This window comes from Paraburkholderia lebeckiae (assembly GCF_050436225.1).
Classification (GTDB): Bacteria; Pseudomonadota; Gammaproteobacteria; order Burkholderiales; family Burkholderiaceae; genus Paraburkholderia; species Paraburkholderia tuberum.
Genome location: NZ_JBNDLU010000001.1, coordinates 346,260 through 370,618, shown reverse-complemented (window position 1 = coordinate 370,618; position 24,359 = coordinate 346,260). Strand labels below are relative to the sequence as shown.

Genomic DNA, 24,359 nt, shown 5'->3' with positions numbered 1-24,359 from the left:
GCCGATCACATCACCGGAATATTCAGCAAACGGTCGCGCATCAGCGCGACGTTGCTCTTGTCGAGCAATTCGACCACATAGTTCGCATCGTTCACGTAGTCGACGAACTTGCGGTCGACCACCCCCGACGCGGCCAGCGTTTCGAGCGGATCGTCGACGGCGATCGGACAGGATTTGACGACGACCAGCCGCTCCGCGTTGAGCATCGTCGATAGCCAGGCGGCGAGGCTGTCCGAGGTCGTGTCCCAGTTGCTCATCGCGTCGGGCGTGTCGCGCATCAGCGCGGTCGGCGCCCACACGGCGACATGACCGTCACGCAGGGTGCGGCGAATCTTCGCCTCGCTCGACGCGATCACCAGTTCGGGCGAAACGCCCTGCATCAGCAGCGCATATTGCGTCATCGCGAGCAGACACATGTTGTGCGCGGCCAGATCGTCGAAGTTCCACTCGCCCTGGTACTGGCGGACCTTGTCCGCGAAATCGCCGCCGCCGGGCACGATCACGACCCGTCCGCCGCCGACTTCGCATAGCTCACTGAGCCAGTGACGCAGTGCCGGGTCGTGACTCAGGCTGCCTCCGATCTTGACCACCCACATGACTGTTGCCCTCGTGTCCAGTTGAGTGCCCGGCCGGGTCGCGTCGTTTCGCAACCTCGTTCATCACCGAACTTGTCCCGCTCGCCTTATCGTGTCCACTGCCCCTCTTTGCGCTACTCGTGCGCCGGCGCGCCGCGTCCCCGGATTGAGCGCCGCGCCTCTCGACTCATGCCGCGCGCGCCGCGATACCACGCGCGCCGCGCCGTTGCGCGCCCGGCTCGCGCGCCGCGAGCAGCGCGACCGCCACGCTCGGCGCGCAGGTCGCCGCCCATGCCGCGCAAGCATCGGGCACGCCCGCCAGCGCGCCGAAATCGATATAGCCGCGCGCCTCGTCGCGCGCCAATGCGGCGACGAGGAAGCGGCCGCAGCCGGCGCCCACCAGCGGCGCGGCCGCGAGCACCGGCTGCGCGGCGACCACGCGCATCAGGTTCGCGCCGATTTCGCGCACCTGCAGCGCGCGCCAGCGCCGCGCAAAGTGCAGCCATTCGACGTCCGACGCGTCGTGCGCGTCGTGCCCGATCATGCGCGCGAGCCGCGCGCGGCTCGCCGCCTGCGTTTTCGGCCCCTGGTCGGCGCTCGGCTGCACGTCGTGCAGCGGGTCCAGTTCGCCCGTCAGCCGGTAGACGTCGGCGGTCGTGGCAAACCATTCGTTCATCACGTTCAGCATGGCGCCGCCGAATTCGATCCGATGCGCAACGCCGCACAACGGCGTGCGCACGACGCCGTGATACACGAGTTCGCCGGTCGCGAGCCGGCCCGCATCGGTCGCGGCACGCGCGACGACGCGGCCGCCGACGATCGGAATGATGTCGGTGGTGGTGCTGCCGATGTCGATCAGCAGCGCGTTCGCCATGCGGGTAGCGACCCAGCTCGCGGTCGCGAGCCAGTTCGCCGACGCGACGTGACGCCAGCCGGCCGCGCAGTCGGCGGCGGCGAGCCAGCCGGCGTCGCCGGCGTAGAAACGCAGTGATGGACCGAGCCGCTGCGCGAGCGCGGCCACGATCGCGCGCACGCCTTCGGCGCGATCCGCGAACAGGTCGACCATCTCGCCGGTCATCGTCACCGCATGCTGCGCGGCGTCCGTGCGGGCCTGCGGCCAGCGCTCGAAAACGAGGTCGATCGTGCGGTGCAGATGGTCGAGCCCCTGCCAAAGCGGACACGGCCATTGCACGACGTCCAGCACGGCGTCGCTGCCGTCGACGAGCGACACCTTCACGTGCGCGCCGCCGACGTCCCAGCCGAACCGCGCCGCCGGGTTCGAACGGGCGGGGCTCAAGGGCGCACCTCGTACGTCGGCCAATTGGCGCGCGCCGCGCCGCAGCGCTCGAGGCGCACGCCATGCGCGGCCAGCAGCGCGCGCGTCAGGCCGCTGCCGCGCGCCGCCGACAGCCCCGCATAAGCGACCGTCAAACGCGGATTCACTTCGATCACGACCGGCCCGAGTTGTGGGTGCCACACGACATCGATGCCGACGAAGCCGCGCAAGCCCGGGATGGCCCGCGCGACGCGATGCGCGAGCGTGTCGAGCGCGCGGCCCATGTCGCTGTGCTGGTCGATCTGATCGACCAGCACGCCGTCGAACTCGACGATCCGCGCAACATCACCCGACGCGTCGCCGCCGCTCAGCCCGATCTGCTGACGATTGATGCTGAGGAGCTTGGTAGCGTCGCCGCGGCAGATCAGCGACAGGCTCAACGGCTCGCCATCGACCCACGCCTGCAGCACCGGATTGCGCGCCGCCGCCGCGCGCGCCTCGTACTCGGCGCAGGCATCGGCGAAGCGCTCGTACACGATGGTGTCGAGGCCGCCCGCGCCGTCGTCCGGTTTGACCACCCACCGGCCGGCGTGCTGCGCGGCTGAGTCGCCGGGTTCGAGCGCCGGCGTCGTCGCAATGCCATGCGCGGCAAGACACGCCGCCGTCGCGCTCTTGCTCGACGCGACGCGGATCGCTTCCTTCGCGCAGCCGAGCCAGCGCGCGGTGCCGACCGCATCGTGAAAGCGCAGCAGCAGCCCGTCGCATTCCGGCGCGACGACCCACGCGTAATCGTGCTGGCGCGCCGCGCGCGCGACGAACGCCGTCATCGATTCGCCGGGCGCGGCCATACAATGGGCCTCGCCCGCCCCTGGCGTTTCGAAGCGCGAGGTCGCGAACGTGACCTGCACGCCGTCGAGTTCACGCAGAGCGGCGACCAGCGCGTCGCGCATCACGCGTCCTTCGACGATCAGCGCGCTCAAATCGGCGAGACTGCCCGGGCCGGCGAGCTGGGGGTCGATGCCGCCGCCGGTGAGATACTCGTAGACAAAGATTCTGTTCAAAGGAAAGCGCCCCTATGCAGGTGATACCTGTTCTCGATCTGCTCGACGGCCAGGTCGTACGCGCCGTGCGCGGCGAGCGGAGCGCCTATCGGCCCATCCAGTCCCGCCTCGTCGCGACGAGCGACCCACTTGCCACCGCCCGCGCGCTGCTCGAAGCCAGCGGCGCGCGCACGCTCTATATCGCCGATCTCGGCGCCATCCTGCAGCGCGGCGCGCATGCTTCGACACTCGCCGCATTGCGGGCCGCGCTGCCCGGCATCGAACTGTGGCTCGACGCGGGTTTCGCGGACTACGCGTCGATGCGCGCGCTGTTCGAGCGCATCGACGACGCCATCGATCAACACGACAGCCCTGCTGCCGGTTCCCACCTCGCGACTCTCGTGCCTGTGTTCGGCTCGGAGACGCTGCGCGATATCCACGCACTGCACGCGGCTCAGCGCGCCGGTCTCGCGCCGATCCTGTCGCTCGATCATCGCGCGGGCGAACTGCTCGCCGCGCCCGCGCTCGACCGCTCGTCGGCGTGGTGGCCGTCGCGCGTGATCGCGATGACGCTCGACCAGGTCGGCAGCTACGCCGGCCCCGATCTCGCGACGTTCGAGCGCGTGCGCGCGCAGGCCGCCGCGCACACCACGCTGATCGGCGCGGGCGGCATCCGCAATCGCGACGATCTGGCCGCCGCGGCCGGCACCGGCGCAAGCGCCTGGCTGGTGGCGTCCGCGCTGCACGATCGACAGATCGACTGCGCGCATTCCGATTCCGCGTAGGCCTTCCATACAATTTCCATGCCACGCGTTCTGACAGCGCTGTCGGTAAACGCAACGCAAGCCGGACTGTTCGCGCGTGACACTCTGCTTGACACTCTGCTCCAGAACGGCACACATTTTGTATGGCGCAGCGGGCCTTTGACGCCGCGCGCCGACGCAGGATCAGGCACGCTTGCCGCAGGGACCCGCGCATGCTCATCCGCTGAATGCAAAGCAGTACGACCGTAGGCGCGGCCCGCTTCAGCGCGGCGCTCGCCCGCCGAGGCGTGTCGGAAAGATCGGCATGGAGCTTGCTAAACCTGCCCCATGCATAGCCCCTCCATCGATCCATCGACCCCCAGCCCGAGCGCGACACGCGCCGCGGCGCTCACACACGACTGGATCTGTCCGTTCTGCCCTTTGCTGTGCGACGACCTGGCCGCCGCTGCCCACGACGACGGCACGCTCGATGTGCCGGACACCGAATGTTCGCGGCTCGCCCACGCGCTCGCGCAGTACGGCGCGACGGACGCGCAATGCGCTTGCACCGTCGATGGCAACGAAGTGGACAAGGATGCCGCGCTGGCGAGCGCCGCGCAGTTGCTCGCGAACGCGCGCCGCCCATTATTCGGCGGCCTCGCCACCGACGTCGCCGGCATCCGCGCGCTGTATCCGCTTGCCGCCGCCTGCGGCGCGATCCTCGATCATCTGCACGGCGATGCGCTGACGCCCGCGACGCTCGCTTTGCAAGACCGCGGCTCGCTCTTTACGACGCTCTCCGAAGTGCGCGCGCGCGCCGACCTGCTGGTGTTCTTCGGCTGTCAGCCGTCGCGGCGCTATCCGCGCTTTTTCACGCGCGTGCTGGCGGGTACCGAACTCGAACTCGCGCGCGAGCTGGTCTTCGTCGGCTGCGAAGCGGACCCGGCCGCAGCCGGCTTCGCGCAAACGCGCATCGACACGCTGCTGCCGGACACCGATCCGTACGACACGCTCGCGCTGTGGTCAGCGCTCGCGGAAGGACGCGACGCCGCCGCGCTCAGCCACGGCGATAGCAGCGCAGCCAACGTGGCAACCGCGCTCGCGTCGTTGCACGCACGCATCGCCGGCGCGCGCTATACGGTGGTCGTCTACGAACCGGCCGCACTGCCCGCGCCGCACGCGGCGCTGCTGATCGAAGCGCTGAACCGGATCGTGAAGGCCGTGAATCGCACGACGCGCGCGGCATGTCTCGCGCTCGGCGGTGACGACGGCGCGTTGACGGTCAATCAGACCGTCACGTGGCTGTCCGGCTTGCCGCTGCGCACGCGCGTGTCGATGCCGGCGCACGCCGCGGGCACCGCGCCACTCGATCACGATCCGTACCGCTATCGGACGGCTCGGCTGCTCGCCGAACGCGAAGTCGATGCGCTGCTGTGGATCGCGGGCTTCGCGCCGCACGCGTGGCCCGCGTCGCTCGATGCCGCGCTTCCCCTGATCGTGCTCGGTCATCCGGCGCTCGCCGATGCCGCCAGGGCACGCGGCGCGAACACCGTGTTCGTGCCGGTCGCGACACCGGGCGTCGATAGCGGCGGGCATCTGTTTCGCATCGACGGCACGGTCGTGATGCCGCTCACCGCCGCGCGTGGTGCCGCGCTGGAGTCGGTGGCGTCGATTGCCGCGAAGTTGAGCGGGCGATTGAGCGAACGCTCGGGTACGCGCGAGGATCAGCCATGACTCTCGTCCGGCTCAAGGGCGGCACGTTGTTCGACCCGATCCACAACGTCAACGGCGAGCGCCGCGACCTCACGTTCCGCGACGGCCGCATCGTCGACGTGCCCGCCACCACGCCCGTCGATCGCGAATACGACGCGACCGGCATGATCGTGATGGCGGGCGGCATCGACCTGCATTCGCATATCGGCGGCGGCAAGACCAATCTGTCGCGCCTGCTGCTGCCCGAGGACCATCGCGCCGATGCGCGGGGCGCCCATGCGCCGCGCGAGGCCGCCTACGAAGCCGCGCGCGACGACAACGGCCGCTACCTGCGCCTGCCGTCGTGCGGCGTCTGCACGCCGGGCACGCTCGCGACCGGCTACCGCTACGCCGAAATGGGCTACACGGCCGCGTTCGAGCCGGCGATGATGCCGTCCAACGCGCGCCACACGCACCTCGAAATGGGCGACACGCCGATCATCGATCACGGCGCGTACGTGATGCTCGGCAACGACGAGCTGTTCCTGCGAATGCTCGCCGCGCGCGACGACTTCGAACGTCTGCGCGATTACGTCGGCTGGACGATCGACGCGAGCAAGGCGCTCGGCGTCAAGGTGGTGAACCCCGGCGGCATCTCGGCGTTCAAGTTCAACCAGCGCTCGCTAAACGTCGACGAGCCGCACGCGCACTACGGCATCACGCCGCGCGACGTGCTGCGCACGCTGACGCGCGCGCTGACCGAGCTGCGCGTGCCGCATCCGCTGCACGTGCACACGAGCAACCTCGGCGTGCCCGGCAACCTCGCCTCGACCATCGCGACGATGGACGCCGCCGACGGCCTGCCGATCCATCTGACGCATATCCAGTTTCACAGCTATGGCACCGAGGGTTCGCGCAAGTTTTCGTCGGGCGCGCGGCAGATTGCCGAGGCCGTGAACGCGCGGCCGAACGTGTCGATCGACGTCGGCCAGATCATCTTCGGACAGACCGTCACGGCCTCCGGTGACACGATGATGCAGTTCCGCAACGCGCCGCTCGCGCGGCCGCACAAGTGGGTGGTGGGCGATATCGAGTGCGACGCGGGTTGCGGCGTGCTGCCGTTCCGTTATCGCGAACAGAGCTACGTGAACGCGCTGCAATGGATCATCGGCCTCGAAATCTTCCTGCTCGTCGACGACCCGTGGCGCGTCGCGATGACCACCGACCATCCGAACGGCGGCCCGTTTACCAGCTACCCGCATTTGATCCGCCTGCTGATGGACAAGCCGTTTCGCGATGAGCAATTAGCGAAGCTGCATCCCGAAGCACAGGTCGCCAGTGCGCTGCCGGAGCTCAAGCGCGAATTCTCGCTGTACGAGATCGCGATCATCACGCGCGCCGGCCCCGCGCGTCTGCTCGGTCTGCGCGATCGCGGCCATCTCGGCGCGGGCGCGGCGGCGGATATCGCCGTCTATCGCGACGAGCCGGACCGCGAGCGGATGTTCACGTCGCCGGCCTATGTGTTCAAGGACGGCGAACTGGTCGCGCGCGACGGTACGCTGGTCGCGACGCCGACGGGCGGTATCCATTTCGTCGCGCCGGAATTCGATCGCGGCATCGAGACAACGCTGCGCGCGTATAGCGACGCGAACCTCGCGAGCAACTTCGCCCACGCCGCGATCAGCGACGACGAAGCCTGCCGCTGCTGCCGCGGCGGACGACTATTGCCCGTGGAATGTCTAACCTGACGCGTCCACGATGAACGCACCCGCCCCGCTCGACATCAACGGCACCGCGATCGACGCGACCTTCGCCGAAGCCTTTCCGATGAAGGCGACCCGGCTCGTGATCACCGCGCACACGCCGACGTGGGCGATGCACGCGGCGAACTCGCTGGCGGGCTTCGCGACCTCGGTGATCGGCTGCGGCTGCGAGGCGGGCGTCGAGCGTGCGCTCGCGCCCGATGCCACGCCCGACGGCCGGCCCGGCGTCGCGGTGCTGTTGTTCGCGGTGTCGTCGAAGGAGCTCGCGAAGCAGATCGGGCGGCGCGTCGGCCAGTGCGTGCTCACCTGCCCGAGCACGGCCGTCTACGGCGGCATCGATCCGGCCACGAGCCGCGCGCCGCTGTCCGACCCGGCGCCGCTCGGCAGCGGACTGCGCTTTTTCGGCGACGGCTGGCAGATCGCGAAGATGATCGACGCGGGGAACGGACCCACGCGGTACTGGCGCGTGCCGGTGATGGACGGCGAGTTCGTCTGCGAAGACACGGCGGCGACGGTCAAGGCCGTCGGCGGCGGCAATCTGCTGCTGCTCGCGCGCGACCTGGGCGCCGCGCTCGCGGCCGCCGAAGCCGCGGTCGACGCGATGCGCCGGCTGCCGAACGTGATCATGCCGTTTCCCGGCGGCATCGTGCGCTCGGGCTCGAAGATCGGCTCGAAGTACGCGGGCGCGACCGCGTCGACCAACGACGCGTTCTGCCCGAGCCTGACCGGCCTCGCGCGGCGCAGCGAGTTGAGCGCGGACGTTGGCTGCGTGCTGGAGATCGTCATCGACGGTCTGACCGACGCCGACGTCGGCGCGGCGATGACGGCCGGGATCGGCGCGGCCGCCGGACTCGGCCGCGCGGCCGGCGTGCTGCGCATTTCCGCGGGCAACTACGGCGGCAAGCTCGGGCCGTACCACTTTCATCTGCACGAACTGGCGGCGGGGCTCAACGGGAGTCACGCATGAGCACGACCACGTTGCGCGTGACGACACCACCCGGCTTTCGCGTCGATGCCGCAGCGCTGTCACCCTCGGCGCTGGCCAGCATGAGCGTGGCCGAGATCGAGCGCATCGTGCTGCCGGCCGGCAACGAGCGCTGCTTGGTCGGCGACGTATTCGAGGTTTCGCGCGACGACGCGCCTGCGTCCGGCGACGACATGGCCACGCTGCTGATCGACGACGCCGCGCGGTGGCTGGACCGGCTCGGCGCGCAGATGGATGGCGGACGGCTCGTCGCGCGCGGCTCGGTCGGCGACTACAGCGGCTTCAGAATGAGCGGCGGCTTGCTTGAAGTCGACGGCGACGCGGGGCACTTCACCGGCTGCGAAATGCGCGGCGGACGCGTGACGGTGCGCGGCGACAGCGGCGACTTCGCCGCCGGCGCACTGACGGGCGATATGGAAGGCATGAGCGGCGGCACGCTGACGATCCACGGCAACGCGGGCGCGCGGCTCGCCGACCGGATGCGCCGCGGCCTCGTGCTGGTCGGCGGCAACGCGGGCGACTTCGCGGCGTCGCGACTGGTGGCGGGAACCGTCGGCGTGGCGGGGCAACTGGGCGCGCATTATGCCTATGCAATGAGGCGTGGCACGCTGCTGCTCGCGCAACGGCCCGAGCCACTGCCGCCCCCTACTTTCACCGGCGGCGGACACGGTTTCGACGTATTCTGGTCATTGCTCATACGCAGTCTCGCGGCCGAAATCGCGCCGTTTTCGCAGTGGCGCGCGGATCGTCTGCCGGTCCGCTTCACGGGCGACCTCGCGGTCGACGGCCGCGGTGAAATACTGATCGTCGGCTGACGCAGCGCTATGTCAGCCGCGACTGAAACGGTGTTCGGCGAAAAAGAAACGTCCCGCAACGATGTTGCATGGAGACAGGGCATGACGACAGCAGATTCCGCAAACGCGAAGCCTGATATCGACGTCAACGCAAATGCCAGCGCCGGCGGCCCGCGCTATGCCGGGCTGCTGATCGCGCTGCACTGGCTGATCGCGCTCGGCATCGTCGGGCTGCTCGCGCTCGGGCTTTATATGGTCGGATTGCCGAAGGGCTTGCCTGTCAAAGCGACGCTGATCAATCTGCACAAGTCGCTCGGACTGACGGTTTTCCTGCTGGTGCTTTTGCGCATCGTCGCGCGGCTGGTCCTTCACCGGCCTCCGCTGCCGCCGATGCCACCGTGGCAACGCGCCGCCGCGCGCACTACGCAGGGTCTTTTATATGTCGGCATGGTGGCGATGCCGCTTGCCGGGTATCTCGGCTCGTCGTTCAACACCTACGGCACGCGCTTCTGGGGCATCCTGCTGCCGAAGTGGGGCTGGGACGACGCGCATCTGCGCGCGCTGTTCTTCGGCCTTCACCACGCCATCGGCTTCGCGCTGATCGCGCTGATCGTGTTGCACGTGGCGGGCGCATTCAAGCATCAGTGGATCGATCGCGACAACCTGCTCGCGAGGATGCTGCCATGACGATGCCAAGCTTATCGCGCCACACGCAGGCGGCCGCCGCGCTCGAAGTCCATACGCTGCGCACGCGCGATGGTCATCGCGTGTGGTATGCGCTGGCCGGCGCGCGCGACGGCGTGCCGGTCGCGGTGCTGCACGGCGGCCCAGGCAGCGGCAGTCAGCCCGGCGTGCTGCGGCTGTTCGATCTGCGAAGCTTTCGCGTCGTGCTGATCGACCAGCGAGGCACCGGTGCCTCGACGCCGCAGGGCAGCGTGCGCCACAACCGCACCGACTATCTGATCGCCGATCTCGAAGCGATTCGCGCGCGGCTCGGCTTTGCGCGCTGGGGCGTACTCGGCGGATCGTGGGGCGCGGCGCTCGCGCTCGCGTATGCGGGGCAGTGTCCGCGGTCGGTGACGGGCGTCGTGCTGCGCGGCCTGTTCCTGTCGTCCGCGCGCGAAGTGCGCGGTTTGTTCATCGGGTCACGCAAGCGTGCGCCGCGTGCGTGGTCGAGACTGCGTGCCGCTGCTCGCTGCGAGCAGCCCGCGACACTGGCCGCGCGTTGCGGCGACAGCTTGCAATACGGCGCGAATGAAGCGCGGCAACGCGCGCTCGCGCTGGCCTGGCGCGGCTATGAAAACGCGGTGCTCGCGAGCGCATCGTCGCGAGGCGCCGCACAACGACGTGCGAACCTGCGAAACCCACGCGAATCCCAACGCCACGCGCGCAAGCTGATCGGCAAATACCGGATTCAGGCGCACTACCTCGCGCATCGCTGCTGGCTCGGCGAGACGCGTTTGCTGTCGCTCGCGCGCCGCGCGGCGGCGGCCGGGGTATCGATTGCGGCCGTGCATGGTGGGCGCGATCCGGTGTGTCCGCGCGGCAATCTGCGACGTCTGTCGCGCGCGGTTCCGTCGGCGCGCGTCGAGTCTGTCAGCGCGGCGGGTCATCTGGCGAGCGACCCCGCGCTGCATGCATGCGTCGCGCAGGCGCTCACCGCGATGTTCGCTCCCACCGTCGAAGAGGGGCGCAGCAGCATGCGTCGCGCGGCATGAAGATCAAGGTACTCGGCTCGTCGGCGGGCGGCGGCTTTCCGCAGTGGAACTGCAATTGCCGCAATTGCGACGGAGTGCGTCGCGGCACGGTGAAGGCGACGCGCCGCACGCAGTCGTCGATCGCGGTCAGCGCGAACGGCGAGGACTGGCTGCTCGTCAATGCATCGCCCGATCTGCTCGCGCAGATCGCCGCGCATCCCGAACTTCAACCAGCGCGGCGCGCGCGCGACAGCGGCATCGCCGCGGTGCTCGTGATCGACGCGCAGATCGACCACGTGACCGGCCTCTTGATGCTGCGCGAACGCGACACCCCGCTGCCGCTATACGCAACCGATGCGGTCTGGCAAGACCTCCGCTCCGGCTTTCCAGTCGCGCCAATCCTGTCGCACTACTGCGGAGTCGAGCACCGCCGTATCGCGCTCGACGGCGCGCCGCTCGCCGTCGACGCGCTGCCCGGCATACGCATCGACGCGCTGCCGCTGTCGAGCAAGGCGCCGCCGTACTCGCCGCATCGCAATGCGCCGGAGCGCGGCGACAACATCGGACTCCTGCTGACGAACCTGCAATCGGGCCGGCGCGTGTTCTACGCACCGGGGCTCGGCGCGATCGAGCCGCACGTGCTGGCGGCGATGCGCGAGGCCGATCTGCTACTCGTCGACGGCACGCTGTGGACCGGCGACGAAATGATCCGCCTCGGCCTGTCGAAGAAGACCTCGGCGGATATGGGCCATCTGCCGCAGAGCGGTGCGGGCGGCATGATCGAAACACTCGATTCGCTCGGCGCGAAACGCAAAGTGCTGATCCATATCAACAACACTAATCCGATCCTGATCGAAGACGGCCCCGAGCGGCGCGTGCTAGGCGAGCATGGCATCGAGGTCGCGTACGACGGAATGAGCTTCGAGCTTTGAAGCGAGCAGTGAAGAGTACGGAGCGATGCGGTAACGATGCGCGGCTGTGAACGACGATAAAACGGAGACGGCATGAACGCGAAAGACATTCAGGACACGACACCAACACGCGACGTGAGTACAACGGGAACTCAAGGCATCGACCGACCCGCCTGGAGCCGTGAAGAATTCGAGGCGCAGTTGCGCGCGAAGGGCACCGCCTATCACATCCACCATCCGTTCAACGTGAAGATGAATAGCGGCGGCTGCTCGCGCGAGCAGATTCGCGGCTGGGTCGCGAACCGCTTCTACTACCAGATCAACATTCCGCTGAAGGATGCGGCCGTGCTGTCGAACTGTCCGGACCGCGAGACGCGCCGCCGCTGGGTGCTGCGCATTCTCGATCACGACGGCTACGATGGCGCGGAAGGCGGCATCGAAACCTGGGCGCGTCTCGCGGACGCGGTCGGCCTCACGCGCGACGAACTGTGGGCGCTCGCACACGTGACGCCAGGCGTGCGCTTCGCCGTCGATGCGTATGTGAATTTCGCGCGCCGCGCGCCGTGGCAGGAAGCGGTGTGCTCGTCGCTGACCGAAATGTTCGCGCCGCAGGTGCATCGCGACCGGCTCGCGAGCTGGCCCGAGCACTATCCGTGGATCGAACCCGAGGGCCTCGCGTACTTCCGCTCACGCATTTCGCTCGCGCAGCGCGATGTGCAGCACGGACTCGAGGTCACGCTCGCGCATTTCACGCGACGCGATCAGCAGGAACGGGCGCTCGACATCCTGCAGTTCAAGCTCGACATTCTGTGGACCATGCTCGATGCGATCGAGAAGGCATTTCCGCAATGAACGACTCGACTCGCCCCGACCCCGCCACGCCGCTCGCGATCGCGAAGCCATTCCGCCTGCAATGGGAGCCCGCGCAGAACGCGCACGTGCTGCTGTACCCCGAGGGCATGGTGAAACTCAATCAAAGCGCGGGAGAAATCCTCAAGCGCTGCGACGGCACACGCGACATCGATACGCTGATCGCCGACCTCGAACAGGCGTTCAACACGACCGGCATCGGCAGCGAGGTGCGGGCCTTCATCGCCGACGCGCATGGGCGCGGCTGGCTGGAGTAGCGCGATGACCGATCTTTCTCAACCTGGCTCTCAACCCGGCGCGCAAGCGCAAAGCGACGCGGCCGCCGTAGTACCGCCGCCGCTGTGGCTGCTCGCGGAGCTGACCTATCGCTGTCCGCTGCATTGCGCGTTCTGCTACAACCCGCTCGACTACACCGATCACAACCGCGAACTGACCACCGCGCAATGGCTCGACGTGCTGCGCGAGGCGCGCGCGCTCGGCGCGGTGCAGCTCGGCTTTTCGGGCGGCGAGCCGCTGGTGCGCGACGACGTCGAAGTACTCGTCGAAGAAGCGCACAGGCTCGGCTTCTACACGAACCTGATCACGTCGGGCGTCGGTCTCACCGATCAGCGCCTCGGCGATCTGAAGGCCGCCGGGCTCGATCACATCCAGTTGTCCTTCCAGGATTCGACGCAGCAGTTGAACGACTTCCTGAGCAGCACGCGCACCTTCGAGCTGAAGCAGCGCGTCGCTGTCGCGCTCAAGCGGCACGGCTTTCCGATGGTGATGAACTGCGTGCTGCATCGCTACAACCTGCCGCATGTCGACAAGATCATCGAGATGGCATTGGCTCTCGGCGCCGAATATCTGGAGCTGGCGAACACGCAGTTCTACGGCTGGGCGCGCGAGAACCAGGCGCAACTGATGCCGACGCAACAGCAGCTCGAAGAAGCCGAAGCAGTGGTCGCGCGCTATCGCCGCACGCATGGCGAGCGCTGCAAGATCTTCTTCGTCGTGCCCGACTACTTCGAGCGCCGTCCGAAGCGCTGCATGAACGGCTGGGGCGCGGTGTTCCTCGGCGTCGCTCCCGACGGCGCCGCGCTGCCGTGTCACGCGGCGCGCGGCCTGCCCGGCCTGACGCTGCCGAACGTGAAGGACATGCCGTTGCGCGAGATCTGGTACGACAGCGACGCGTTCAACCGCTTTCGGGGTTTGCAGTGGATGAAGGAGCCGTGCCGTAGCTGCGATGAAAAGGAACATGACCTCGGCGGCTGCCGCTGCCAGGCCTTCCTGCTGACCGGCGACGCGGCCAACGCCGACCCGGTCTGCGACAAGTCGCCGTTTCACGACACCGTGGTCAAGATCGTGCGGCGTGCAGCATCGGGATCTGCATCCGAAACCGGGGCGACAGCAGCGGCCCGCGAACAGCCGATCCTGTTCCGCAACGACGCCAACTCACGCAAGTTCGCGGCCGCTGCCCGCGAGCCCGACGCCGGTGGCGATAACCGGGCGTCACCCGGAGTCCAATCATGAGTGCCGACACCATCTCCGTTCTGCTCGTCGACGACCATGCGGTGGTGCGCGAAGGCTACCGGCGTCTGCTCGAACTGAATGCCGACGTCGAGGTGTGCGGCGAAGCGGGCGACGCCGCGCAGGCCTACCAGCGTTTTTGCGCGCTGCGGCCCGACGTGGTCGTGATGGATGTGTCGCTGCCGGGCGCAAGCGGCATCGAAGCGATGCGGCGCATGCTCGCGCGCGAACCGGACGCGCGCGTGCTGATCTTCAGCGTGCACGAGGAATCGATCTTCGTGCGCCGCGCGCTCGACGCGGGCGCGCTCGGCTACGTGACCAAGGCGAGCGCGCCCGACGTGCTGGTCGAAGCGGTGCGCTCGATTGCGCGGCGTGCCCGCTACCTGAGCCCGGACATCTCGCAGGCGCTCGCGCTGCGCACCGCGTTCAACGAAGGGCCGCCGGGGCGTCAGTTGTCGGCGCGCGAGTTCGAGGTGCTGCGGCTGCTCGTGCAGGGCTATACGCTGCCGAGCATCGCCGAAAGGCTGGGCCTGAGTCAGAAGACGGTGGCCAACCACCAATCGGTGATCCGGCAGAAGTTCGGCGCCGACAACGGTGTACAGCTCGCGCAGATGGCAAGCCGCCTCGGGCTTCAGTTCACGGGCTCGGCCAGCCCCGCGTGAGCGGGCACGCGCGCGCAGAACAGAAAACCGCTCTGCGGCTCGCTCGCGATGTGAAATTCGCCGCCGAGCGCCTCGACGCGTTCGCGCATGCCGATCAGCCCGAGCCCGCTGCGCGGCTTCGTCAGATCGGTGCCGGGGCCGTCGTCGGCCATCGTGACGACGATCTCGTCGATCTGCGTGCCGTTGTGTTCGCGCGGCGCGCGCACCATGAACAGTTCGACGCGCGAGCGGCGCGCGAACTTCGACACATTCGTCAGTCCTTCCTGCACGAGCCGGTACAGCGTGATCGTCAACGCATCGCTGAGGCCGCTGAAATCGCCTTCGATCGTCATCGAGAACGACGCCTCGGGCAAGCGCTCGCGCCAGCCGTCGACGCAATGTTCGAGCGCGGTCGGCAAGCCGAATTCGTCGAGACCGATCGGCCGCAGGCGGCGGATCATGCCACCGATCTCGCGGTACACATGCGTCGCGCTCTGCATCAGCCCAAGCGCGATGCGATGAATTTCCGGCTCGCGCTCGCCCGATAGATCGCGGATGCGCGCCGCGTCGAGCGAGATCGCGTTCAGGTATTGACCCAGCTCGTCGTGCAGCTCGCGCGCCATATGGCGGCGCTCCAGTTCCTGCGCCTGCAGCGCCTGACTGGCAAGGCGCCGGTTGTCGGCGAGCAGCCGTTCGGCCTGTTCTTCGAGCATGCGGCGATGGCGCGCTTCGCGGCGCGCATCGCGATAGCGGCGCCACGCGAACCACGCGAGCGCGATCGACAGCACGAACAGCGTGCCCGGCAACTCGTCGAGCTGGAAGCGCTCCATGCCACGCGTGAACCGGTAGACCTTCTCGCTGAGATCGAAGGCGGCGCCGAGCACCGCCGCGAGCACGGTCACGGCGACGACCCAGCCGAGGTCGCGCCATATCGGCGACGATGGCGGCGCTCGGTCAGCGGAAGAGGAATGGATCGGTTCGCTTGACATGACGCTTGCATTCTACTCAGCGCCGGCACGCGCAGCGGGTTTTGCGCGAGTTTGGGAACGCTTCCCCGGCAGATCGGGAAAAGCTCCCGCGCGTCTTACAGACGCGTATGCGAAGCTTTACACCAACGTCAAACAACGCGCGACACGCGCATATATCAAGCCGGCAGGAGACAATAACGATGAGCATGCGATCACAAGCACGCCGCAAACGCCGGCTTCAGCGGCGTGCCGGCATCACCTTCTGCGTCGGCGGCGCGCTCGCCGGTCTGTCCACGAGTGTATGGGCGCAGGCGGAGCCGCCAGTCGCGGCGTCGGCGCCGGCCTCGGCGTCTTCCGCCGCCTCTTCCAAGGCAGCCGACGACAACGCCAGCAGCAACACGACACCTACCACGACCCTCGCGCCGATCGTCGTCGTAGGCACCACGCCGCTGCTCGGCATCGGCACACCGCTCACGCTGGTTCCGGCCAACGTGCAGACGGTCCATGCGGCCGATATCCAACGGCAGGGCCGCCAGACACTCAGCGACTACCTCGCGGCGAATCTGCCTAGCGTCACGATCTCCGACGCGCAGGGCAACCCGTATCAGATGAACCTGTTCTATCGCGGCTTCACCGCGTCGCCGCTGCTGGGCACGCCGCAAGGTTTGTCGGTATTCGTCGACGGCGTGCGCGTGAACGAACCGTTCGGTGACGTCGTGAACTGGGACCTGCTGCCGCAACAGGCGATCGACACGATGCAGCTGATCCCCGGCTCCAATCCGACTTTCGGCTTCAATACGCTCGGCGGCGCGCTGTCGATCACGACGAAAAACGGCAAGGACAACCCGGTCGGCGAGGCCGAAATTCAGGGCGGCTCGTGGGGACGCAAGGCCGCGCAGATCGAACAGGGCGGCACGATCGGCCAGAACCTCGACTACTACTTCACCGCCAACGCCGCGAACGACAACGGCTGGGCCGAGCAGAACGAGAGCCGCATCCGCCAGGTGTTCGGCAAGCTGCGCTATACCGACGCCGACACGACGCTGTCGTTATCGGCCGGCGGCGCGGACAACGATCTGCACGGCGCGCAAACCATTCCGCGCTCGTTCCTCGGTAACTCCAGGCAACCGTACACGTATCCCGATCGGAATCAGAACAGCGCCGGCTACCTGACGCTGTCGGGCGATCATTACTTCAACGACAACGTCGAGCTGAGCGGCAACGCGTACTACCGGCACTTTCGCAATGCCAACACCAGCAGCAACGTCAACAACGACTACGGCACGATCAATCCCGACGGCACCGTCGATACGTTGCAGGCGACCAACGTACAGTCCACCGTGACGACCGACAGCTACGGCGCGAGCCTGCAACTGACGCTGCTCGGCAAGCTCGGCGGCATGCAGAACCAGTTCATCGCGGGCATGGCCGTCGATGCCGCCGATTCGCGCTTCACGCAGTCGTCGCAGGACGCGGCGTTTACCGATTCGCGCGCGACGGTCGGCATCGGGAATTTCGCACAGCAGACCAACGCGAACACGCACAACACGAACTACGGCATCTACCTGACGGACACGCTCTCCCTGACGCCGCAGTGGTCGCTGACGCTGTCGGGCCGCTACAACTGGGCCGATGCGACGATCGGCGACGAATCCGGCACGCAGCCGCAGCTCGACGGCCACCATACGTTCTCGCGCTTCAATCCGGCGGTCGGCATCAACTGGAATCCGACGCCGGCGCTCACCGCCTACGCGACCTACAACGAGGGCATGCGCTCGCCGACCGCAATCGAGCTGGCCTGCGCCGATCCGAACGCGCCGTGTTCGCTGCCGAACGACTTCATCTCCGATCCGTCGTTGCAGCCGGTCATTTCAAAGACCTATGAAGTCGGCGCGCGCGGCAGGATCGGCGGCAACACGACATGGAGCGCGGCTGCCTACAGCACGACGCTCGACAACGACATCGAGTTCATCAGCAGCAACGGCGCGGGCAGTTCGCAGGGCTTTTTCCAGAACGTCGGGCGCACGCGTCGGCAAGGCGTCGAACTGGCCGGGCAGACTAAATATGGACCGCTCACAGTGACCGGCAGCTATAGCTACGTCAATGCGACCTACCAGTCGACATGGGTCGAAAGCAGCCCCAGCAACTCGAGCGCCGACGCGAATGGCAACATCACCGTGCATCCCGGCGACCACATCCCGAGCATTCCGGCGACGACCGTCAAGCTGCGGCTCGATTACGCGGCCACCGCGAAATGGCGAATCGGTACGAACCTGACGTGGCGCGGCAGCATCTACGCGCAGGGCGACGAAAACAACCAGGACGTGAACGGCAAGATCTCCGGCTATCTGTTGATCGATATGGACACCTCGTACCAGGTGACGAAGCAGTTGCAGGTGTTCGCGTCGGTGTCGAATCTGCTCGACAAGCGCTATGCGAGCTTCGGCGCGCTCGGGGAGAACTTCTTTAGCGGGCCGGGCAATACGTTCAACGGCGCGGCGCCGGTCAACGAACAGTTCGTTGGGCCCGGTGCGCCGAGGGGGTTCTGGGTGGGGATGAGGTATGCGTGGAAGTAGTCACGTCTGGCGCGGCGTATCGCATGGCTTCACTCTTTCCGCCACCTGAGGCTTTATCACGAGCGCACTGCCCGGGAACGCGGCTCGGATTTTGAGGAATAAGTACGCCTCGTCGCGGCACCCGTAAGCCCGGCGTTTGATGCCTAACGACTTCGTGCTCGCGGGATCGAGTTCATGAGCGACGTGGCCTATGCTCAGTCGTGGTGGTGCCGGGTCACGGTCAACATTTTCTAAATTAAGATAGATCCGTTTTGATAAACATTGACAATAAACGTTAAAAAAATGGCAGGCTTGTGACTCCTGGCTTTACCACGACAAAACACTAACCGGTTCTGTCGGCAGGGGGCACGATATTGCCGGAGTGACGAGCTATCGGCTTCTGCATGGAGGGCCGCCGAACGGGCTGCTTTACGGGCCACGGTCACCTCAATACGGCACTGATTGAACAATCCTCGATCAGCAGGGACTGGCTGCGGCGGAAGACGGCTCGTACGGTACTGGGTTGTCGACGGCACCGCATTTGTGTTCCTGACGCAAAAGCTGCCGGTCCCTATCCAGGAGCTCTTCAATCGAGGGTTTTATGGTGCGTGTGGCTTACCCGGATAAGAAGGTTCGTCAGCGCGGACGAGGCGTTGCCAGGATGATTTCGTCCCAGGGCAGACGTCGCGCTTTTTCGCGAAGCGGAGACCGTGTTGGACAGCAGTATCTCCGATGCCGCACAGGGGCATGGCGCGCAGGTGTCGGCGGAGCAAACCGTCACTGTCGGACAGGTCGCATCGCGCTACGACGAGGTGCTTGGCAGTGTGCCGAAATATCGTTATATCGAATCGTGGGACCGGCTGTGCCGGTTTGTCCATTCGGCTGCGACATCGCCGTCGTCGGGTAGTCAGTTGATGCGCAGAAAGTAAGAATTGGTCGGACAGACGATGTCAGAGCGTCGGTCCCAATACGGCCCAGGAGCGGACATACGCTTGAGTATTCGGACAGGGACACTCAATCGTCCGGTCCGGTCAGATAGCGGACCTATGCTTGTCAGTCGAGCTCATCGCGTTCCCTCACGAGAGCACACAACCAGGAACGGTCGCATGCCTTAAGGACGGCGTGCTCAGTACACGCCTGGCACGCCCGGTGGACGATTCTTGAAGCGACGATGCACCCAGTAATATTGCGCTGGGCACCGATTGATCTGCGTTTCAAGAAATTCATTCATTCGGCGCGCGTCGATCGTCTCACTTTCTGAAGGAAAGTCGCTGAGCGGCTCGAAGATGGTCAGCTTATACCCGCGGTAATCTGGCAATACTTCAGTCACGAATGGTACAACCCGCGCATGGGCCAGTCGGGCAAGGCGCGAAACCGAAGTAAGTGTGCAGGCGGGGACGCCAAAAAACGGCACAAAAACGGAGTTGTGTGTGCCGTGATCCATATCAGCAGCCAGCATGACTGGCTTGCCTGAACGAAGTAAGCCGACGATCTTTCTGGCGCTTGTCGAACGTTCGATCATCTCGGCGCCAAATCTGCCGCGTTGCCGCTTGGCTAGACTGCAAAGGCGCGCGTTCGACATGCGTGTATACAGCGAGGCGGCGGGCAGGCGCGTTGAGTAGAGTATGCAGCCGACCTCGATGCTCACGAAATGGAAGCCCAGAAAGATGGTCGGTGGAGCATTCCTGTCTTCCAGATCGATTCGACTTTCGATGTGGACCAGCTTTCGTATCCTTTGCGCGCTGCCAAACCATTGAATCCCTCGTTCGAGATAGCTTCGAACGACGTGGCGAAAATGGTTTCTGGCAAGGTCGTCGTACTCGCACTCGCTCTTGCCGGGAAAACAGAGACGCAGATTGACGAGAACGATATGTTTTCGGGAGCTTGGAAGTGCATATAACATTGCCCCAACCGCGCTGCCGAACCTTGCGACGAGCGTATAGGGAAGGACTGCGAAGACGCGCAGCAGCACTACAATCAGAACATAGCCAAATCGCGCCAGGAAATTACCCCGCTCGTGAGAATCACTCATCGCGAAACGGAAAAATACGAATACTTACGGACGTCTAACACAATTCGAGATCCTGGCGGCGTAGCATGGCGACGGCAGCGAAGTATCGCACGCCCTACTGTATCGCACGCACTACTTTATGACGGGCTACCCAAGTGGACGGGCTACGGGTTCTTCCTGGCGAAAACAACTGTGCATGGGCGGCAGGCGCCCGCGCCACCGATAGACCACCAGGGCGGCCATTCTACTCGAAAGCCGCCACCGAGTTCGTATGGGGGCGAAGGGTAGATCCGGATCGACTGCCGTCCTTTACCTCGAAAGCGGCCGCTGGCGACTGGATCGGACTGTCAGTGTCAGCTCGCGTCTCGACTTATTCATATAACGCCCATTCCATCCACGTTCTGCCCGAGCACGCCAGTATTGCTCCTGATATGCAAGCTGGGCCGCTCGGATGATCGCGGTCGTTTTCGTGACATCGGCGATGCCACGCAGAGTTGTACCTAGCGATGCCATATGCATACCCTCAAGCGGGAGGGAGACAGCATGGTATTGCGAGTGTCGAGTTTGTTCGGTCGCGTCCGAGGTAAGGAGAATTCGCTCGACAAGGCGCTCACGGTCTATATCGCATTCTCGCAGCACGCATCGCTTGCGGATGCGACGAATCTCATCTGGACGTCAAGTGACAGGGAAATTTTTAGCGGGACGGTGACCTTCTGGTTCATCGACCGGGCACTCGCGACGCGTCGCACTTCCTGATTTCCCGGCCTGTTTCATCAACACAGTCCCGCTTCGACGGGGCTGTTTCGTTTTTGGAGACGCGCGATGATCCTCACCCGCGAACAGCTCGCGGCGGCGGTGCCGCGCGCGAACGTACTGGTATGGCAGGACCCGATAACAGCTCATTCGCCCGCCCCGCTCAATGCGATTCGATCGAGCCGTCGCTGTGCGGATACGTGACGATGCCCCACGCGAGCGGCAGCTCGCCGATCTGCTTGAGCGGCTGATAGCTCTTCGCGTCGAGCACGTAGACCGCGTCGGAGCGACCACAAGCGACCATCAGCTTCGAGCCGTCCGGCGTGAAGCTGAAATGCCAGCAGCGCTGGCCGACCGGCACATCGGCGACATGTTCGAAGGTGTGGCCGTCAAACACCTGCACCACCTTGTCGCGCGCGGCGGCCACGAAAAGCCGCTGACCGTTCGGGCCGAACGCGACGCCATAGGGACCAAGCTTGGTGTCGACGGTCTTGACTACCTCGAACGTGTGCGCGTCGATCACGACGAACTTGCTGAGCGACTCCAGCGTGACAACATAATGCTTGCCGTCAGGCGACAGCCGAATGCCGCGCGGCCGCCCGCCCGCCGCGAGCTTCACGGTTCGGATCGGCGCGCCGGTTCGAGCGTGATAGATCGACACCGTATCGTCGCCTTCGTTGGTGACCAGCATCATCTGGCCGTCGCGCGAGAATTCGATGCCTTCGGTTTCGTGGCCGCTCGTGACCGAACGGATCACGTGCCAGTTTTTCATATCGATGATCGCGATTTCGGCGGGCGGCTTGTTCGCGTCGTCGTCGTCCGCGCCGGGCTTGTTGCCCGCGTTCGCTTCGGGCTTATTGTCCCCCTTCGCGTCGGGTTTGGCTCCCGGCGGCCCGCCGTCCTCGCCGGGCTCGTAGGTCACGTATGCATAGCCGTTGCGCACCCGCACATATTCGGGGTTTTTGCCGATCTTCACGCGCTGGACCACCTTGCCCGTCGCGGTGTCGATCACCGCGAGATCGTTCGTGTTCTTGTTGGCGACCAGCAGACGCGTGCCGTCGGCGTTCAGGCTCAGGCCCCGCGGGCCATCGGCGCCTACCGGAAAGGTCTGCGTGAGCGTCATCCGGTCGAGATCTATCACGCCGACGCCGGCCTTCTCGCTCGTCACGTAGGCGAGCGGCGCGGCCGCGGCATGCGCGGCGCTCGCGGCCAGCACGAGCGCGCAGGCCAGCGCGAGGGAACGGCGTGGTGGTCGGGGGGAAATCCGTGTCTCCAGCATCGTTGTACTCCGGGTTGATATCGCGGCGCCGCGATGATTCGCGTCATCGTTTCAAGGTAGCCCACCGGGCGATTGTTTGACAACGCGGATCGGCGGGAGATTTTCCCGAATTGCTTCGCGCCGGCCGTTGCGGGTTTGAAAAGCAGGGTCGGCGGGGGACAATGAGCGCGGAGGTGGCGATGATGCTGCAAGTTGCCATGGTGAACCCAGGACGTCCTACGAATGCCACGGCCGCTTACCGTCGCGCGGCCATCGTGCTGGGCGCCGTGATCGTCGCGCATCTGGCGCTGCTCGCCATCGCGTTGAGCTCGCGTAACCGGATCGTCGAGCGTCCGGTCGAGCCGCGCACGATCACCGCGTCGCTGCTGAGCCCCGAGCCTCCCGCTCCGGTTGTTTCACCTCCCGCGCCGCCCCCGCCCGCCGCTGTCGTTCCGCCGGCGCCAACGCCACCCGTCACGCATCCCGCCGTGCGCGTCAAACCTGCGCCGCAACCGCGCGCGCAGGTGCCGCGCAGGGTGGAAACGCCGCTACCCACGCCGTCCGCGTCGCGTGAAAGCACCGCGCAAGCCGCCATGCCCGCCGTGCCAACGACCGCCGCGCCGTCGGCGGCATCGGCTCCCGCCGCCCATCCGGCGGTGCCCGTGTCGACCGAGCCGCGCAACGTGTCGCACGTCGACTGCTCGATTCCGAAGCCCGACTATCCCGACATCGCGAAGCGCCGCGGCGAGCATGGCACGGCGATCGTGCGTTTCGTCGTCGGGCTGAGCGGGCATATCGAAACGGTGCAGTTGCAAGCCAGCAGCGGCTCCCCTCGGCTCGACGACGCGGCGCTCGCCGCCGTCCATGCGGGCGCCTGCCAGCCGTACACCGAAAACGGCACGCCGGTGCGCGCCGCGTACTCGCAGTCGTTCGTGTTCGGACTGACCGAGTGACGCGACAGGTTGAGCGCACCGCCAAACAGACCAGGGACACCAAACGAAGGAACTCGCCATGCAACACTACGGACTCGCAAACGTCTGGGATTCAGGTGATATCGTCACGCGCGGCATTCTGAGCGTGCTCGTGATCATGTCGGTGCTGTCGTGGACGGTGATCATCGTGAAGCTGTGGCAGCTGATCCGCCTCAGGCGCGCAACCCGGAGCGACGCGCGCTTCTGGAGCGCGGACCGCTTCGACGACGGGCTGCGCAGCCTCGGCCATCCGGAATCGGGCACGCACGACAACCCGCTGCTCGCGCTCGCGCTGGCGGGCCATGAAGCCGCGACGCATCATCGGCAGACGCAGCAGCATCTGCACGACCGCATCGACGTGTCCGACTGGATCACCCGGCGTCTGCAGGACACGATGGACGAGACGATCGCGCGCCTGCAAAGCGGCCTGGCGATTCTCGCGTCGATCGGCAGCACCGCGCCTTTCGTCGGGCTGTTCGGCACCGTATGGGGCATCTACCATGCGCTGATCGTGATCGGCGAGACCGGTCAGACCTCGATCGACCATGTCGCCGGCCCGGTCGGCGAGTCGCTGATCATGACGGCGTTCGGGCTCTTCGTCGCCATTCCAGCCGTGCTCGGCTACAACGGTCTGACGCGCGCGAACCGCTCGATCGTCGCGCGCCTGAAGCGATTCGCGCACGGCTTGCACGCGTACTTCGTGACCGGCTCGCAGTTGCCGTCGAGCGCCGGGCCGCAGATGCGTGTGGTGCCGCGCGGCACCAGCGCGACGAACGCAACCCGCGACGGAGACCTCGAATGGCAATGAGCCCTTTCTCCGACGACGACGATCAAGGTCTGATGAACGAGATCAACATGACGCCGCTCGTCGACGTGATGCTGGTGCTGCTGATCATTTTTCTCGTCACTATCCCGGCGCTGCAACACGCGGTCCGGGTCGATCTGCCGCACGCAAGCAGCCAGCCGGAAGCGGTCAAGCCCGCGCACGTGGACGTCGTGGTGCAGGCGGACGGTACGGTGCTGTGGGACGGTCAGCCCGTGACCGACGACGCCTTGCGCGCGCGCATCGCGCAAGCCGCCCTCGCGACGCCGCAGCCGGAGCTGCATTTGCGCGCCGATCGCAAGGTGCCGTACGAACGTGTCGCGATCGTGATGTCGGCGGCGCAGCGCGGCGGGCTGACGAAGCTGGGCTTCGTGACCGATCCGCAGTTGGGCAAATGACGCGGCGCGGCGTGCGTGTTCGGTGCGTGCCGGCACATAAAGTCCCGCTTATCGGCGGCGAAAGAATCTCTGAATTTGAATCGGCGGACGGCTCGGCTATCGTGGTGCGTGTCTGAACGGCACCCC

General features: G+C 66.3%; 24 protein-coding genes. 18 read left to right on the top strand and 6 right to left on the bottom strand.

Annotated elements, in window-relative coordinates:
* Positions 1-5: 5 nt before the first annotated feature.
* The 3 genes from OKW45_RS01700 to OKW45_RS01690 all read right to left on the bottom strand — a co-directional run bounded on the left by OKW45_RS01700 (position 6) and on the right by OKW45_RS01690 (position 2,912).
* The gene (locus OKW45_RS01700; protein ID WP_429465514.1) at positions 6-596 is read right to left on the bottom strand and encodes an amino acid kinase family protein; all 591 of its coding nucleotides are present in this window, start codon (positions 594-596) and stop codon (positions 6-8) included.
* Positions 597-762: 166 nt separating this feature from the next.
* Entirely contained in the window at positions 763-1,872 is a 1,110-nt protein-coding gene (locus tag OKW45_RS01695; RefSeq protein ID WP_429465513.1) for a hydantoinase/oxoprolinase family protein, read from the bottom strand.
* Positions 1,869-2,912, bottom strand: a complete 1,044-nt coding sequence (locus OKW45_RS01690; protein WP_429465511.1) for an ATP-grasp domain-containing protein — start codon at positions 2,910-2,912, stop codon at positions 1,869-1,871. The genes OKW45_RS01695 and OKW45_RS01690 overlap by 4 nt, the downstream gene beginning before the upstream one ends.
* A 14-nt stretch (positions 2,913-2,926) precedes the next feature.
* Between OKW45_RS01690 and OKW45_RS01685 the strand changes: the two genes are divergently transcribed.
* From OKW45_RS01685 to OKW45_RS01630, 12 genes are all read left to right on the top strand, one after another.
* Positions 2,927-3,676: a HisA/HisF-related TIM barrel protein gene (locus OKW45_RS01685; protein ID WP_429465509.1), complete on the top strand. Its 750-nt coding sequence runs from the start codon at positions 2,927-2,929 to the stop codon at positions 3,674-3,676.
* A gap of 306 nt (positions 3,677-3,982) precedes the next feature.
* The gene (locus OKW45_RS01680; protein WP_429465507.1) at positions 3,983-5,368 is read left to right on the top strand and encodes a molybdopterin-binding domain-containing protein; all 1,386 of its coding nucleotides are present in this window, start codon (positions 3,983-3,985) and stop codon (positions 5,366-5,368) included.
* The gene (locus OKW45_RS01675; protein WP_429465505.1) at positions 5,365-7,074 is read left to right on the top strand and encodes a formylmethanofuran dehydrogenase subunit A; all 1,710 of its coding nucleotides are present in this window, start codon (positions 5,365-5,367) and stop codon (positions 7,072-7,074) included. The genes OKW45_RS01680 and OKW45_RS01675 overlap by 4 nt, the downstream gene beginning before the upstream one ends.
* Positions 7,075-7,084: 10 nt before the next feature.
* Entirely contained in the window at positions 7,085-8,056 is a 972-nt protein-coding gene (fhcD, locus tag OKW45_RS01670) for a formylmethanofuran--tetrahydromethanopterin N-formyltransferase (RefSeq protein ID WP_429465503.1), read from the top strand.
* Positions 8,053-8,889, top strand: coding sequence for a formylmethanofuran dehydrogenase subunit C (locus OKW45_RS01665; RefSeq protein ID WP_429465501.1), 837 nt, complete (start codon positions 8,053-8,055; stop codon positions 8,887-8,889). The genes fhcD and OKW45_RS01665 overlap by 4 nt, the downstream gene beginning before the upstream one ends.
* A gap of 81 nt (positions 8,890-8,970) precedes the next feature.
* Entirely contained in the window at positions 8,971-9,555 is a 585-nt protein-coding gene (locus tag OKW45_RS01660) for a cytochrome b (protein WP_429348038.1), read from the top strand.
* Positions 9,552-10,586, top strand: coding sequence for an alpha/beta fold hydrolase (locus OKW45_RS01655; protein ID WP_429465498.1), 1,035 nt, complete (start codon positions 9,552-9,554; stop codon positions 10,584-10,586). The genes OKW45_RS01660 and OKW45_RS01655 overlap by 4 nt, the downstream gene beginning before the upstream one ends.
* The gene (gene pqqB / locus OKW45_RS01650) at positions 10,583-11,497 is read left to right on the top strand and encodes a pyrroloquinoline quinone biosynthesis protein PqqB (protein WP_429465496.1); all 915 of its coding nucleotides are present in this window, start codon (positions 10,583-10,585) and stop codon (positions 11,495-11,497) included. The genes OKW45_RS01655 and pqqB overlap by 4 nt, the downstream gene beginning before the upstream one ends.
* Positions 11,498-11,569: 72 nt before the next feature.
* Complete coding sequence (gene pqqC / locus OKW45_RS01645; protein WP_429465494.1) at positions 11,570-12,328, top strand: pyrroloquinoline-quinone synthase PqqC; 759 nt, start codon at positions 11,570-11,572, stop codon at positions 12,326-12,328.
* Positions 12,325-12,603, top strand: a complete 279-nt coding sequence (gene pqqD / locus OKW45_RS01640; protein WP_429465493.1) for a pyrroloquinoline quinone biosynthesis peptide chaperone PqqD — start codon at positions 12,325-12,327, stop codon at positions 12,601-12,603. Before pqqC ends, pqqD begins: the two co-directional genes overlap by 4 nt.
* Positions 12,604-12,607: 4 nt before the next feature.
* Entirely contained in the window at positions 12,608-13,858 is a 1,251-nt protein-coding gene (gene pqqE / locus OKW45_RS01635; protein ID WP_429465492.1) for a pyrroloquinoline quinone biosynthesis protein PqqE, read from the top strand.
* Positions 13,855-14,517 carry a response regulator gene (locus tag OKW45_RS01630; protein ID WP_018424574.1) on the top strand — a complete coding sequence of 221 codons (663 nt, stop codon included), beginning with the start codon at positions 13,855-13,857 and terminating at the stop codon, positions 14,515-14,517. Before pqqE ends, OKW45_RS01630 begins: the two co-directional genes overlap by 4 nt.
* Here the strand turns inward: OKW45_RS01630 and OKW45_RS01625 are convergent.
* Positions 14,487-15,485: a histidine kinase gene (locus tag OKW45_RS01625; protein WP_429465490.1), complete on the bottom strand. Its 999-nt coding sequence runs from the start codon at positions 15,483-15,485 to the stop codon at positions 14,487-14,489. The genes OKW45_RS01630 and OKW45_RS01625 overlap by 31 nt on opposite strands.
* A 179-nt stretch (positions 15,486-15,664) precedes the next feature.
* Here OKW45_RS01625 and OKW45_RS01620 point away from each other — a divergent pair, with 179 nt between their 5' ends.
* The gene (locus tag OKW45_RS01620; protein ID WP_429465488.1) at positions 15,665-18,040 is read left to right on the top strand and encodes a TonB-dependent receptor; all 2,376 of its coding nucleotides are present in this window, start codon (positions 15,665-15,667) and stop codon (positions 18,038-18,040) included.
* A gap of 692 nt (positions 18,041-18,732) precedes the next feature.
* Entirely contained in the window at positions 18,733-18,948 is a 216-nt protein-coding gene (locus OKW45_RS01615; RefSeq protein WP_429465486.1) for a hypothetical protein, read from the top strand.
* A gap of 197 nt (positions 18,949-19,145) precedes the next feature.
* Here OKW45_RS01615 and OKW45_RS01610 read toward each other — a convergent pair whose 3' ends face one another.
* The gene (locus OKW45_RS01610) at positions 19,146-20,051 is read right to left on the bottom strand and encodes a lipid A biosynthesis lauroyl acyltransferase (protein ID WP_429465484.1); all 906 of its coding nucleotides are present in this window, start codon (positions 20,049-20,051) and stop codon (positions 19,146-19,148) included.
* A 492-nt stretch (positions 20,052-20,543) separates the two neighbouring features.
* On the opposite strand from OKW45_RS01610, the gene OKW45_RS01605 reads away from it, so the two are divergent.
* The gene (locus tag OKW45_RS01605; RefSeq protein ID WP_429465482.1) at positions 20,544-20,786 is read left to right on the top strand and encodes a hypothetical protein; all 243 of its coding nucleotides are present in this window, start codon (positions 20,544-20,546) and stop codon (positions 20,784-20,786) included.
* 160 nt (positions 20,787-20,946) lie between these two features.
* Here the strand turns inward: OKW45_RS01605 and OKW45_RS01600 are convergent, their stop codons facing one another.
* Positions 20,947-22,062, bottom strand: coding sequence for a YVTN family beta-propeller repeat protein (locus tag OKW45_RS01600; RefSeq protein WP_429465480.1), 1,116 nt, complete (start codon positions 22,060-22,062; stop codon positions 20,947-20,949).
* Positions 22,063-22,241: 179 nt separating this feature from the next.
* Here OKW45_RS01600 and OKW45_RS01595 point away from each other — a divergent pair, with 179 nt between their 5' ends.
* From OKW45_RS01595 to OKW45_RS01585, 3 genes are read left to right on the top strand one after another with little or no spacing between them, the layout of a single operon-like run.
* On the top strand, positions 22,242-22,994 hold the full coding sequence (locus OKW45_RS01595; RefSeq protein WP_429465478.1) for an energy transducer TonB: 753 nt from the start codon (positions 22,242-22,244) through the stop codon (positions 22,992-22,994).
* A 58-nt stretch (positions 22,995-23,052) separates the two neighbouring features.
* The gene (locus tag OKW45_RS01590) at positions 23,053-23,820 is read left to right on the top strand and encodes a MotA/TolQ/ExbB proton channel family protein (RefSeq protein WP_429465476.1); all 768 of its coding nucleotides are present in this window, start codon (positions 23,053-23,055) and stop codon (positions 23,818-23,820) included.
* Entirely contained in the window at positions 23,811-24,233 is a 423-nt protein-coding gene (locus OKW45_RS01585) for an ExbD/TolR family protein (RefSeq protein WP_429465474.1), read from the top strand. Before OKW45_RS01590 ends, OKW45_RS01585 begins: the two co-directional genes overlap by 10 nt.
* Positions 24,234-24,359: the final 126 nt, after the last annotated feature.